The following is a 13,802-nucleotide window of genomic DNA, read 5'->3' on the forward strand; positions in this document are numbered from 1 at the left end:
TATGTTTTGGAAACTATGCTTTAGTTTCCTTAGTACAACAAGCTTTTTTACAATCTTTAGCACAGGCTGCTTTTTCGTCTTCTGTTTTGTTTTTACAGCAGTCTTTTTTGCAGTCTGCAGTACATGCTTTTTTCTCTTCTTTAGAAAAAGATTCAACAGTATTCATGTCTTTTACCTTGTAAGTGTCAGATACGCTAGTAACTGTATTTTCTAAGCTTACAGGAGTTACTTTAGCTTCGTCGTATTCTACCATAGCTAACTCTCTTTCAAAATCTACAGTTGCAGATTTTACACCTTCCATTTTGGCCATCTTTTTCTCGATAGTTTTTGCACATCCCATTGCGCAAGTCATACCTTCAATTTTAAATTCTGCTTTAGCATAAGTAGCATTTGGATCTAATTCAGCCTTTACTACTTTAACTTCTGTTTCGGCAGTTTCAACTGTTTTAACTTCTGGTTGAGCTTCGTTTTTACAACTAAATGCTGCAACTGTAATAATAGCAATTGCTAATATGTTTTTTAATTTTTTCATGAGTTTGTTTTTTTAATTTTTACATGTTATTCACTATTAATAATTCCTTTAAGAATAGAATTTTAACAGCTCGTTTCATGAGTATCGATTTTTGTTATTCTGTTATCAATTACAAAATTAACAATTATATCTGTTTATTGCGTTAAAAATTAGATTTTTGCATAGTTAATCAACGCCTTATTTATATGAAACTATCGAAATGGACTTACCTTGTTACATTGTCTGTTATTTGGGGAACAAGTTTTATTCTTATAAAAAAAGCGTTAATAGGTTTAGATCCTTATCAATTAGGAGCTTTAAGAACAGTTTTAACAGGTTTGTTTTTATTTATTGTAGGTTTTAAAACCATAAAGACCATAAAAAAAGCAGACTGGAAATGGATAGTAATTTCGGGTTTCTTAGGTTCTTTTATTCCTGCTTTCTTTTTTGCAATTGCCGAAACCGAAATAGATAGCGCTGTTGTTTCCGTATTAAATTCTTTAGTACCATTAAATACTATTTTAATGGGAATGGCTGTTTTTAAAATTACCTCTACAAAACGACAGGTATTGGGCGTTATAATTGGTTTTATTGGTACGGCTTTGTTAATATTAAAAGGTGCCGAATTAAATCCACATCAAAATTATTTGTTTGCAGGATTTATAATTGCTTCTACATTAATGTATGCAGCTAACGTAAATATTATAAAACGTTATTTACAAGATGTAAAGCCATTAACCATTGCTGTTGGAAATTATGTGCCTATTGTAATTCCTGGACTTGTAGTTTTGTTTTTTACAGGATTCTTTTCTACTGAGGAGTTTAGTAAACCGGAATTTAAAATGTCTATAGTATACGTTTCTATTTTGTCTTTATTTGGCACCGCTATTGCTAAGGTGTTATTTTTTAAACTTGTTCAAATGTCTACGCCTGTATTTGCATCTTCAGTAACTTATATAATGCCAATTGTAGCTTTAACTTGGGGATTACTAGATGGAGAATCTTTTAGCACTTTGCAAATTATAGCTTCTGCTATAGTTTTAATTGGTGTGTATTTAGCAAATAAAAAGAAGTAATAAATTAAATCGAAATATTAAGCAAAAAAAATCTGAAGCCTTTCGACTTCAGATTTTAGTAAATATATTAAATAGCTTTTTGCTTATTCAAAGTCAGCAGTTGTTAAAGGCTCGTTTACCTTAATTGCTGTTACTTTAAGCTCTACATTTTGTCCTCCCATTGGTACAGAAGTTACGTGTGGAAATTTAATACCACTTACTTCTTTATAATCACCAAAAGTTCTTTCTTGAGTAATTTCTTGTCCTCCTGGACCTTTTCCTTTAGAAACACTTTTTATTTTTAAACCAGAAGTTACATCGTAATAATTTTTAGTAGATTCTCCATCTTTATCTTCAATTACTAAAACATAAGCATCGTTACCATCTACAGTTTCAATTGAATCTAAAGATACTTTTAATGAAGAATTAGTCATTAAACCTAATTCGTCAAATAATGCTGTTTTAGCTTTAGATTTAGCGATAGCGTCAGCAGGCATAGGTTGTTTGTTACCCATTTGTGCCATGTAACCAGTTTCACCATTAAAAGCTTGTTTAAAAACAGATCCCATTCCTATAATACTAACATCTGTAGACATAAGGTTTGGACTTTTTTGCTTAAGAGTCATTGCCATATTTTGTCCTTGAAAAGAAGCACTCATTTCTTGAACTAAAGTAGTTACATTTTGTAATGTAGTTTCACCGCCAATAGCTTTTATATAACCGTCTACTACAGTTTGAGCTGTTATTCCTGCAGGAATAGGCTTAGAGAAGACTGGCTTTGATACAGAGTTTGCAAAAGCATCAAAATATTTAACAGGAATTCCTGTTTTTTCTAAATTAGAAACTACTTCACTACCTTTCCCTACTACTATTACTCTTGCATTTTGCTCAGTAAAGTATTTGTTTGCAACACGTTGTACATCATCTGCTGTTACCGCATTGATTTTTGTTAAGTACGTTTTGTAAAAATCACTAGGTAAATTATTTAACTTAATGTTTAAAGCATATCTCGCAATTGTAGAAGGCTGCTCTAAAGCCAATACAAAATCACCAACATATTTTGCTTTAGCATTTCTTAAATCTTCAGCAGAAACTTTTTCAGTTTTAATTCTTTTAATTTCTTTTAAAGATTCTACAACAGCACTATCTGTAACTGCATTTCTAACTTGTGCTCCAGCTGTAAAACGGGCAGCTCCATAACGGTCTGTTCCAACACTAGAACGTGCACCATAAGTATAACCATGTACTTCACGTAAGTTCATGTTTAAGTAAGAGTTAAAACCACCACCTAAAATTTTGTTTGCAATTAAAACAGCATGATAATCAGGATCACCCATTTCTAATTTCACATTACTAGTTATAGATATGTTAGACTGTACAGCATTTGGCATGTCTACAAAGTTAATTTCTGTAGCGTTTACATTAATGTATGGTTGTGGAATGTTTTTAGTAACATCGATACCTTTATCCCATTTTTTGAAGAATTTTTTAACCTGCTTTTCTACTGTTCTAAAATCTACATCACCAACAATTACTAAATATGCGTTGTTAGGGTTGAAGTTTTCTTGATAGAAAGCACGAACATTATCTAATGTGATATTGTTTAAAGACTCTTCTGTAATAAACTCACCATAAGGATGTTTTTTACCAAAAGATAGAGCATCACCTACACGAGAAGCTACTGCATCTACACTTTTTGCACTAGATTTTAAGCCTTCGATAGCTTTTTCTTTTTCTTTTTGAAACTCTTCTTCAGTTAATAAAGGATTCATTGTAGCATCTGTCATTAATTCTAATATTCTTTCAGAATATTTTGTTAATGAGCTACCAAATGCACTACTAGATCCAAAGCTTAAACTTGCTCCAAGAAAATCTATCTCTTCATTAAATTGATCTTTTGTAATAGAAGTTGTTCCGTTACCTAGCATAGATCCAAGTATACCAGAAACACCTGCTATTTCACCTTCAACTTTTGGTTGGTTATCTATTCTTAAAGAATAAGATACTCTTGGTAATTTGTGGTTTTCTACTACTAATACTTTAAGTCCGTTTTTAAGTTCAAATTCTCCCGGAACTTCCAATGTAATTGTTGGAGCTGGACCTGGTTTTGGTTGCACAGATCTATCTATTTGAGCAGTAGCCGAAAAGGATAGTAAAAACAGTGCTATAATTGCTGTTATTTTTGTTTTCATTTGTCTTATTTGTTTTTTATAATTTGTCAAATGGTGTTTTTAGTTTTTAAAATTCTTATTAAACAGTATTTTAAATTGAGAACAATCATTTGTCTTGTTATTTTCTAAGATATTATTCTTCTTCTTTAGCTACTGGTAAATATTCTAAAACCACACGTTGATTTGGATTTAAATATTTTTTAGCAACCGCTTGTATTTCTTCTCTAGTAATAGATCTGTAGATATTAATTTCGTTATTAATTAAATTAACATCATCAAATAACATGTAATAACGTGCTAAAGAATTTGCAATACCAGAAACGCTAGAATTAGAGCTAACAAAATCATTTTCAAATTGGTTTTGAAGTTTTTGATAATCTCTTTCAGACATTAATTCGTTTTGCACTTTTACTAATTCTTCGTCTATTTCAGCTAATAAGCTTTCTAAAGAATTATCTCCTAAAGGTAAACCGTATAAAATGTACGTTCCGTAATCTTCTTGACTTTGGTTAAAAGCACCAACTTGAAGTGCCATTTTCTTATCGTCAACAAGTTTTTTGTATAATTTTGAAGTTTTACCTGAACTTAAATAGCTAGATAACATATCTAAAACATAAGCATCTCTCTCTGTCATTGCAGGAGTTCTATATGCAGCCATAATTGCAGGAATCTGGATATTAGAATCGTAAGCTTTAGCTTTAATAGTTTCTGTAATTGGATCTTCTTTTGGGAAGTTTCTAACAATATCTTCACCTCTTGGAATAGGTCCAAAATAATCTTCAATCATTTTTTTAGTTGCAGGAACATCTATATCTCCAGCAACAACTAAAACAGCATTGTTTGGTACATAGAACTTTTTGTTAAAAGCTTGAAACTCTTCTAAAGAAGCAGCGTCTAAGTGTGCCATTTTACCAATTGTTGTTCCTTTATATGGATGTTTTTTAAAGATATTAAGTTTAATTTCTTCAATAAATTTACCATAAGGCGCATTATCAACACGTAAACGTTTCTCTTCTTTTACAACTTCGTTTTGTGTGTCTACACCAATTTGATTAATAATTGGGTGCATTAAACGTTCAGATTCCATCCATAAACCTAATTCAAGACTGTTAGATGGGAATACTTCGTAGTAATACGTTCTGTCGTCTGTAGTGTTGGCGTTATTACTTCCTCCATTAGAGGTTACAATTTTAAACCATTCACCACGCTCAATGTTTTCTGTACCTTCAAATAAAAGATGTTCAAAAAAGTGAGCCATACCTGTACGATCTGGTTGTTCGTCTTTAGCACCTACATGATACATTACAGAGGTTGTTACTACTGGAGCAGTGTTGTCTTGATGTAAAATAACGTGCATGCCGTTACTTAAATCATACTCTTCAAACTTAACTTCTTGTGCATTAGCTGCAAATCCAGCCAAGAGCAAAGCTGCTAATGAGAATAAATTTTTTTTCATTGTGTTGTGAGTTAATTAGTGTTAATTGAGGTATAAGTCTATAACTTATATGATTTGTTACAAATTCACAACAAATTTACTAATTGATGAACGGAATGTTTAATATATGTTAAAAAAATTAACACTGAATAATCATTTTTTTGGATCTTTTTTATAAATTTAATAGGAAATACTATTTATTATTAGTGTTATAGATGCATTTTGGTGTTAAAAGCATATTTAAATTATTGCTTTATTGATAGTTCTTTAATGTGTGTTTTTGTTTGATTTTTTTTAAATTTTAAAGCTTCTTTGTAAAATGTTGACTTTTAATACTTAAAATATTAGTAATCATAGGTGAAAACGTTTGCAAATTAATTTTTTAGAAGTATATTTGCATCCGCTTTCTGAGAGGAAAGTAGATATTTTTAATAACAAATTAATAAAAACGTTACGCTATGTACGCAATTGTAGAGATAGCAGGGCATCAATTTAAAGTTGAAAAAGACCAAAAAGTTTTTGTTAACCGTTTAGCATCAGAAGAAGGAGAGACTATGTCTTTCGATAATGTTCTTTTAATTGCAGATGGTGACAATGTTACTTTAGGCGCCCCAGCTATAGATGGAGCACAAGTAAGTGTGAAAGTCTTAAAGCACCTTCAAGGTGATAAAGTTATTGTTTTCAAGAAGAAAAGAAGAAAAGGTTACCGTGTTAAAAACGGTCACAGACAAGCCTTAACTGAAATCGTTATTGAGAGCATTGTAGCTTCAGGAGCTAAGCCAGCAAAAAAGGCTGCTCCAAAAAAAGAAACTAAGAAAGTAGAAGCGAAAGCTGCTGCTCCTAAGGCTTCAAAATCAACAGGAAAAGCTGATGATTTAAAGAAAGTTGAAGGTATTGGTCCAAAAATTGCTTCGACATTAGCTGAAGCAGGAATCTCAACTTTTGCTGAATTAGCAAAAACAGATGCGGCTAAAATTTCTGAAATCATCGCAGGTGTTCGTGGTAACCACGTAACTGATACTTGGCCAGCACAAGCTCAAATGGCTGCTGATGGTAAGTGGGATGAGTTGAAAGTATGGCAAGACGAATTAGATGGTGGTAAAGCTTAATCGCTAACTACTTAATATTAACAAAATAAAACCTTAAGACAATGGCTCATAAAAAAGGAGTTGGTAGTTCGAAGAATGGTAGAGAATCAGAATCAAAACGTTTAGGCGTTAAGATATTTGGTGGACAAGCTGCTATTGCTGGAAATATCATATTAAGACAAAGAGGTAATACGCATCACCCAGCTGAGAACGTATACCAAGGAAAAGATCATACTTTACATGCTAGAGTAGATGGTTTAGTAAAATTTACAAAGAAAAGAAACAATAGATCTTATGTATCTATTGAGCCTTTCGAAGCTTAGTAGTTTTAAATCCTAAAATATAAAAAACGCCTTTCTTTTTAGAATGGCGTTTTTTTGTTTTACTACTTTTTTAGAATATCATCAATAATCTTTAAGTGATGATTTGTATGTAAAACTAAAAAATGAGGCACTCTCTTCTTGTTAATGTGCCCGAATAGTGGATGCTTAAAATAAGCATTCTTGTTTAAATTATTTATACTACCTATATTAGTTTTAGCTTGATGTATTTGTTTGTTGAGGTCTTCTTTTAAAATAACTTCTGGCGGTTTTACGTGTTTTGGAGCTTTTGCTTTTCCTCTAGGAAAGAAGCCTAGTGTAAAGAATACTTTTCCTAATAAACTAAAGTTGTTTTTAAAGGTATCGGGATCTGAATTTTGAAGAGCAATAATTACATTATTAACTACCTTAAGACTATGGTCTATGTGCCAAGCAATATCACTTTTAGATACTTTAGGGTTTGAAAGGTTGTGGTTTTTTATATGAGATTCTAATGTATTAATTACAGAATTGATTTTATCTAAAGACATGAAGTTGTTATTTGTTAAGGTGAAGGTAATTATTTAAAAGCTAAAATAAAGGAAGTGCATTTTAGTAACTGATAATAAAACTAAAAAGATTGTCTCTAATTTCTCTTAGTAAAGATTTTAGATTATTAGCCCGCAATAGCGATTGATGCGGCATCCTTTTTTGAGGTGCGAAAAAAAGATATAGCGGAAAGCGCGGTTGGTTTTGGTTTTTTTTGTCAAAAGCAAATTGCCTAAAATAAAAAAATCCCAAACACGAATGCTTGGGATTTTCTATTTTAATATGATTCCTTTTTATAAAGGAATTTATTTTTAGTATCTGTAGTGTTCTGGTTTGTATGGACCTTCTACTGTTACACCAATGTATTCTGCTTGGTAAGGTGCTAATTCTGTAAGCTCTACTCCAATTTTAGCTAAGTGTAATTTTGCTACTTTCTCATCTAAATACTTTGGTAACATATACACATCGTTCTTATAATTTGCGCTGTTTTTCCAAAGTTCTATTTGTGCTAAAGTTTGGTTAGTAAATGAGTTACTCATTACAAAACTAGGGTGACCTGTTGCACAACCTAAGTTTACTAAACGTCCTTCGGCAAGTAAAATAATATCTTTTCCGTCAATAACGTATTTGTCTACTTGAGGTTTGATAGTGTCTTTAGTATGACCATGTTTCTCGTTTAACCATCCTACTTGGATTTCGTTATCAAAGTGACCAATGTTAGCAACAATTACTTTGTCTTTCATCGCTTCAAAGTGCTCAGCACGAACGATATCTTTATTTCCTGTAGTAGTAATGATTATATCACTATTACCAACAACAGTTTCTAATTTCTTTACTTCAAAACCGTCCATTGCAGCTTGTAAAGCACAAATAGGATCAATTTCTGTCACGGTTACAATACTTCCTGCTCCTTTAAAAGAGGCAGCTGTACCTTTACCAACATCACCGTAACCACAAACAGTTACACGTTTTCCGGCTAACATAATATCTGTTGCACGACGTATAGCATCTACTGCAGATTCTTTACAACCATATTTGTTATCGAATTTAGATTTAGTAACCGAATCGTTAACGTTAATAGCAGGCATTGTTAATGTTCCGTTTTTAACACGTTCGTATAATCTGTGAACACCTGTTGTAGTTTCTTCAGATAATCCTTTAATTCCTGCTGATAATTCTGGGTATTTATCTAAAACCATGTTAGTTAAATCTCCACCATCATCAAGAATCATGTTTAATGGCTTTCTGTCTTCACCAAAAAATAAAGTTTGTTCTATACACCAATCAAATTCTTCTTCTGTCATGTCTTTCCATGCGTACACAGCGGTTCCAGCATCTGCAATTGCAGCAGCAGCTTGATCTTGTGTAGAGAAAATGTTACAAGAACTCCATGTAACTTCTGCTCCTAAAGCTTGTAAAGTTTCAATTAAAACGGCAGTTTGAATAGTCATGTGTAAACATCCTGCAATACGTGCACCTTTTAATGGTTGCTCGTTTTTGTATTCTTCACGTAAACTCATTAAGCCCGGCATTTCAGCTTCAGCTAAATTAATTTCTTTTCTTCCCCAAGCCGCAAGCGACATATCTTTTACCTTATTAGGTACGTAAGCAACTGTTTTATTACTCATATTTCTTTGTCTTAATTTTTTTATAAAATGAAACGCCTTTGGGATTTAGTACTTAAAATAGTTAAATTAGCCATTAAAAGTACCTAAGTCGCCTTAAGCGATGCAAAGATAATCAATAGAATTTAGAATATTAAATGCCTCTTTACAAATCCATTAGTGTAAATTCACAAACTACTGTTAAAATCTGGAAGATTGAAGAGTCTTATACAGAGTTAATTACTCCTTTAAATTTAAAAGAAAAAAGCTTAAACCGTGTCAATGGAATGAAAAGCCAATTGCATCAGCGTGGCTTTTTAAGTGTTAGGCATCTTTTACGAGCATTTGGTTATACCGACCAAGATTTATTTTATGATGATAATGGAAAACCACATTTAAAAGACGGAAAACATATTTCTATAACGCATAGTTTTACATTTTCGGGTGTTATTATTAGTGATAAAGAAGTTGGAATAGATATAGAGAAACAGCGTGATAAAATAGCCGTTATAGCAAAGAAATTTGTGGATTATGAATTTGAGTATTTAAACGAAGTAGATACCGATTACATAAATAGGTTAACTGTAATTTGGGGAATTAAAGAATCCCTTTATAAATTATTTGCTACTCCAGGCATGTTGTTTAGAGAACACTTTTTGGTGATTCCTTTTATGATGGAGGATAAAGAAACCGTGTGTTGGATAGATTATAAAATGAAAAAATATAGATATAATTCTTATTTCTTAGAATTTGAAGGTTTCACTTGTGCTTACGTATTAGGATAAATGAAGTCTATTCTAAAATACCTTAAAACCTCAGAAAAAGAAAACCTTGCTGTTTTAATAGATCCTGATAAGTTTGATTTAAAAAAGGCATCGCAATTTATAGATAAAGTAAATAAATCTATAGCTACGCATGTATTTGTTGGAGGAAGTATAGTTGAAAAGGATGTAACCGAAGCATTACTTTTAGCAATAAAACCATTAACAAACTTACCAATTGTTTTATTTCCAGGAGATGTTATTCAAGTTTCAGAAAAAGCTGATGCTATTTTATTTCTGTCTTTAGTTTCTGGTAGAAATCCTGAGTATTTAATTGGTCAGCAGGTAAAAGCTGTTTCGAAATTGAGAAATAGTAGTTTAGAAATTATCCCGACAGGTTATATTTTAGTTGATGGAAAAAAGGAGACTGCAACTCAAAAAGTGACTAAAACAAAGCCTTTAAATAAATTGCAAGAGATTGTAGATACCGCAAAAGCTGCTGAGTTTTTAGGGATGCAGTTAGTCTATTTAGAGGCTGGAAGTGGTGCAAAACAAGAGGTTAGTGGTGCTGTAATTTCTGCTGTTAAATCAGAAATTAATATACCTTTAATAGTTGGTGGAGGAATAAGAAGTAAATTTGCAATAGATAAAGCGTTTAAAGCTGGAGCAGATTTAGTTGTTATTGGTACAGCATTTGAAGATGATGAATCCTTTTTTGAAGAGATAAGAAAATAAAATAAGCAAAGAACCTAAGGTCATGAATATATCTATAGATTTAACATTATCACCATTACAAGACGATTACGAAAAACACGTTATAGATTTTATAAAGGTGCTCCGAGATTCTGAGTTTACAGTTTTAGAAAACCCATTAAGCACTCAAATATATGGTGATTTTAATAGTCTGATGCCTTTTTTAACTGAAGCTATTAAAAATTCTTTCGAGAATCAAGACATTTGCGTGCTTACAATGAAAGTGGTAAAAACCGATAGGAGCGACTATGAACCAAATTTTTGATTTTTTTCTAGATGCTTATAAGAATGCATCAGCCACAGATATTGTATTAGAGATTATTGTCTTTGTTTTTGGTATTGCAAGCGTAATCTATGCAAAGAGAGAAAATATTCTAGTATATCCAACAGGATTAGTAGCAACTGTTATAACTGTTTATCTACTTTATAAAGCTGAGTATTTTGGAGATATGATGATGAATTTCTACTATTCTGTTATGAGTCTTTATGGCTGGTGGAATTGGGCAAGGAAAAAAGAAAACGAATATATTCTTCCTCTTTCTAGAACGAATATTCAAGAGAAATTAATAGGTATAGCCTTGTTCTTTATTACAATGTTTGTAACCTATTTAGTTTATAGTGTCTACAATTATAAGTTAGAAATCCCTAATTATATAGATATTTTCACTTCAGGTATTTTCTTTACTGCAATGTGGTATATGGCGACCAAGAAATTAGCGAATTGGACTTTATGGATAATTGCCGATTTAATAACTATACCACTATACGCTTATAGAGGTTTAGGGATTTTATCATTACAATATTTAATATTTACCATTTTAGCTATACAAGGTTATAAACAATGGAAGAAAAGTATAGACAACAAGAAGCAAATTGTATAAAAGTTGTGTTGTTTGGTCCAGAATCTACTGGAAAAACAACATTAGCAAAACAATTGGCAGCTTATTATAATTCGGTTTGGGTACACGAGTTTGCTCGAGAATATCTTCAAGAAAAATGGGATAATGAGCGTGAAATTTGTGAGCCAAAAGATTTATTGCCAATTGCTGAAGGACAAATGCTTTTAGAAAACGAATTAGCAAAAAAAACAGATACTGTTCTTATTTGTGATACCGATTTGTTGGAAACTAAAGTCTATTCCGAAGTCTATTATTCTGGAATGTGCAATCCTGAATTAGAAAAATATGCATTAGAAAACAGTTATGATTTGTACTTTTTAACGTATATTGATACGCCTTGGGAAGCCGATGATTTAAGAGATAAGCCTGAGGAAAGAGAAGCTATGTTTAAAGTGTTTGAAGCGGCTTTAAAAAAACACAATCGACCTTATGTTTTACTAAAAGGAGATGAAAAAAAACGTCTCGAAACAGCAGTTAAACATATAGATAAATTAATAACAAGAAAAAGTGAACTTCACCAAAGCACAAATAAAACAAATAGAAAATAAAGGGTTAACTGTAGATAAAGTTTTAAAACAAATTGAAACTTTTAAATCGGGATTACCTTTAATCAATTTAGAATCTGCTGCGATTTTAGAGCATGGAATATTGAGTGTTTCAAAAGATGAAAATAAAGAGTATTCAGAGTTTTATGATAAGCAAAAGGAAGAGTTAGATGTTTTAAAGTTTGTTCCAGCTTCTGGTGCTGCAACTAGAATGTTTAAGTTTTTGTTCGAGTTTTTAGATATGTATGACCATGAAAAAGAAACGGTTAATGGTTATATTAACAAACATAAAGCTAACGATTTGTTAGTGTTTGGTGTAGGTCTTGAAAAATTTCCTTTTTATAATGATGTAATTAAAGAGTGTAAAAAACATGTTCCAAATTTCGACTCATTATCTGCAGATTTAAAAGTTGTAGAGTTTGTAAAAACCATGTTAAATGAAGATCGTTTAAATTATAGTTTTTCACCAAAAGGATTACTACCTTTTCATAAATACAAAGATCATATAGCTACTGCTTTCGAAGAGCATTTATTTGAAGCTGCACTGTATGCAACATCCAATAATATAGCTGCGATTCATTTTACAATATCAGAAATTTACAAAGATATTTTTGATGAAGAGTTTAAGAGAATTCAAAGCATAGTAGAACAAAAAACGAACACAAAATTTAGTATATCTTATTCTTATCAAAAAGAAGAAACAGATACTATTGCAGTTTCTGCAAAAAATGAACCTATAAAAGATGTAGATGGGTCTTTACATTTCAGACCTTCTGGACATGGTGCATTGTTAGCTAATTTAAACGATTTTGATGCCGATATTATATTTATCAAAAATATAGATAATGTAGTTGTTTATAAATACGAAAATGAAGTTGCAAAACATAAAAAAGTACTAGCAGGAATTTTACTTAAAAATCAAAATAAAGCTTTTAAATATTTAAAAGAGTTAGAAGCAGACAAGGTTGGTGAAGATGAGTTAATTGAAATAGCACGTTTTTTAAGAAAAAAAATGAATGTTATTATTTCTCACGAATTCGAAAAATACTCGTGTAAATATCAAATAGAATATCTAAAAAATAAATTAAATAGACCAATTCGAGTTTGCGGAATGGTTAGAAACGAAGGAGAGCCTGGAGGTGGACCATTTTGGGTTAAAGACGAAAGTGGTAACGTGTCTTTGCAAATAGTAGAATCTGCACAAGTAGATAAAAAGAATAAGCATCAAAAAAGTATTTTAAAAAATGCAACGCATTTTAATCCTGTAGATTTAGTTTGTGGGATTAAAAATTATAAAGGAGATAAGTTCGATCTCTCAAAATATGTAGATTATAAAACAGCTTTCATCACAATGAAAACTAAAACAGGAAAAGACATTAAAGCATTAGAATCTCCAGGACTTTGGAATGGAGGAATGGCAAATTGGAATACTATTTTTGTAGAGACACCTATAGTAACTTTTAATCCTGTAAAAACGGTTACAGATTTATTAAAGGCAACACATCAATTATAATGTTTAACGAAGAAGCTCTTATTAAAGAATTTAATTTTAAAGGCATCAGGAGTTCTGGAGCTGGAGGGCAGCATGTAAATAAAGTATCTTCTAAAATAGAATTATCCTTTAATATTCAAGAGTCCTTTGTTCTAAGTAAAAAACAAAAAGAAGCTATAGCATATAAGTTGTCTAATAGAATTACTAAAGATGGTTTACTAATACTTCAATGTGGTGAAAGCCGAAGTCAACATAGAAATAAAAACATTGCTATAGTAAGAGCTATACAACTTCTTAAATCTACTTTGTTTGTAGAGAAAAAACGCATTCCAACAAAAATTCCAAGGACAGTAATTATTAGAAGACTTAAAAGTAAGCGCGCTAATAAAGAAAGAAAAGCAAACAGGCGTAAGCCTAATTTAGATTAAAAAAAGATTAAAACGTAAAACGTAACTCAAAAATCTATCATACCTTTGCGCTGTTCTCAAAAAAGGGGTGCCATAAATTAGGCTGAGATCATACCCATTGAACCTAGAACAGGTAATGCTGTTTAGGAATTTGTAGAAATACAATTAATAATGTTAGTCATCTTATTTAAAGATAAGAATCAAAAAAAGACTACATAATGTATTGATTGTAT

Annotated in this window: 15 protein-coding genes; 10 read left to right on the plus strand and 5 right to left on the minus strand. The window is 31.2% G+C overall.

The window, feature by feature from the left end:
- Window positions 1-13 precede the first annotated feature (13 nt).
- Entirely contained in the window at window positions 14-532 is a 519-nt protein-coding gene (locus ASC41_RS00640) for a cation transporter (RefSeq protein ID WP_055434714.1), read from the minus strand.
- Between the two features lie 185 nt (window positions 533-717).
- On the opposite strand from ASC41_RS00640, the gene ASC41_RS00645 reads away from it, so the two are divergent.
- Entirely contained in the window at window positions 718-1,587 is an 870-nt protein-coding gene (locus ASC41_RS00645; RefSeq protein WP_055434715.1) for a DMT family transporter, read from the plus strand.
- Between the two features lie 83 nt (window positions 1,588-1,670).
- Here ASC41_RS00645 and ASC41_RS00650 read toward each other — a convergent pair whose 3' ends face one another.
- Window positions 1,671-3,758 (minus strand): M16 family metallopeptidase, encoded by a 2,088-nt coding sequence (locus ASC41_RS00650; RefSeq protein WP_055434716.1) that lies wholly within the window; start codon window positions 3,756-3,758, stop codon window positions 1,671-1,673.
- A 112-nt stretch (window positions 3,759-3,870) separates the two neighbouring features.
- Window positions 3,871-5,193: a M16 family metallopeptidase gene (locus tag ASC41_RS00655; protein ID WP_055434717.1), complete on the minus strand. Its 1,323-nt coding sequence runs from the start codon at window positions 5,191-5,193 to the stop codon at window positions 3,871-3,873.
- A gap of 437 nt (window positions 5,194-5,630) precedes the next feature.
- Between ASC41_RS00655 and rplU the strand changes: the two genes are divergently transcribed.
- Together rplU and rpmA are read left to right on the plus strand one after the other, a co-directional pair.
- Entirely contained in the window at window positions 5,631-6,281 is a 651-nt protein-coding gene (gene rplU, locus ASC41_RS00660; RefSeq protein WP_055434718.1) for a 50S ribosomal protein L21, read from the plus strand.
- A 41-nt stretch (window positions 6,282-6,322) separates the two neighbouring features.
- Window positions 6,323-6,583: a 50S ribosomal protein L27 gene (gene rpmA / locus ASC41_RS00665; RefSeq protein ID WP_055434719.1), complete on the plus strand. Its 261-nt coding sequence runs from the start codon at window positions 6,323-6,325 to the stop codon at window positions 6,581-6,583.
- A gap of 62 nt (window positions 6,584-6,645) precedes the next feature.
- Here the strand turns inward: rpmA and ASC41_RS00670 are convergent, their stop codons facing one another.
- Both ASC41_RS00670 and ahcY read right to left on the minus strand, forming a co-directional pair.
- Entirely contained in the window at window positions 6,646-7,110 is a 465-nt protein-coding gene (locus ASC41_RS00670) for a DUF1569 domain-containing protein (RefSeq protein WP_055434720.1), read from the minus strand.
- A 309-nt stretch (window positions 7,111-7,419) separates the two neighbouring features.
- Window positions 7,420-8,736, minus strand: a complete 1,317-nt coding sequence (gene ahcY, locus ASC41_RS00675; protein WP_055434721.1) for an adenosylhomocysteinase — start codon at window positions 8,734-8,736, stop codon at window positions 7,420-7,422.
- Window positions 8,737-8,870: 134 nt separating this feature from the next.
- Between ahcY and ASC41_RS00680 the strand changes: the two genes are divergently transcribed.
- The 7 genes from ASC41_RS00680 to arfB are packed head-to-tail and all read left to right on the plus strand — an operon-like array spanning window position 8,871 to window position 13,590.
- A complete protein-coding gene (locus ASC41_RS00680; RefSeq protein ID WP_055434722.1) occupies window positions 8,871-9,497 on the plus strand; it encodes a 4'-phosphopantetheinyl transferase family protein in 627 nt (208 codons plus the stop codon).
- Window positions 9,498-10,208, plus strand: a complete 711-nt coding sequence (locus ASC41_RS00685; RefSeq protein ID WP_055434723.1) for a phosphoglycerol geranylgeranyltransferase — start codon at window positions 9,498-9,500, stop codon at window positions 10,206-10,208.
- Window positions 10,209-10,230: 22 nt separating this feature from the next.
- Window positions 10,231-10,491 carry a hypothetical protein gene (locus ASC41_RS00690; RefSeq protein WP_055434724.1) on the plus strand — a complete coding sequence of 87 codons (261 nt, stop codon included), beginning with the start codon at window positions 10,231-10,233 and terminating at the stop codon, window positions 10,489-10,491.
- Window positions 10,475-11,107: a nicotinamide riboside transporter PnuC gene (gene pnuC / locus ASC41_RS00695; protein ID WP_055434725.1), complete on the plus strand. Its 633-nt coding sequence runs from the start codon at window positions 10,475-10,477 to the stop codon at window positions 11,105-11,107. Before ASC41_RS00690 ends, pnuC begins: the two co-directional genes overlap by 17 nt.
- Complete coding sequence (locus tag ASC41_RS00700) at window positions 11,068-11,673, plus strand: AAA family ATPase (RefSeq protein ID WP_055434726.1); 606 nt, start codon at window positions 11,068-11,070, stop codon at window positions 11,671-11,673. The genes pnuC and ASC41_RS00700 overlap by 40 nt, the downstream gene beginning before the upstream one ends.
- Window positions 11,633-13,183, plus strand: a complete 1,551-nt coding sequence (locus tag ASC41_RS00705; RefSeq protein ID WP_055434727.1) for a DUF4301 family protein — start codon at window positions 11,633-11,635, stop codon at window positions 13,181-13,183. Before ASC41_RS00700 ends, ASC41_RS00705 begins: the two co-directional genes overlap by 41 nt.
- Entirely contained in the window at window positions 13,183-13,590 is a 408-nt protein-coding gene (gene arfB / locus ASC41_RS00710) for an alternative ribosome rescue aminoacyl-tRNA hydrolase ArfB (RefSeq protein ID WP_055434728.1), read from the plus strand. Before ASC41_RS00705 ends, arfB begins: the two co-directional genes overlap by 1 nt.
- Window positions 13,591-13,802: the final 212 nt, after the last annotated feature.

Source organism: Lacinutrix algicola (assembly GCF_001418085.1).
GTDB lineage: Bacteria > Bacteroidota > Bacteroidia > Flavobacteriales > Flavobacteriaceae > Lacinutrix > Lacinutrix algicola.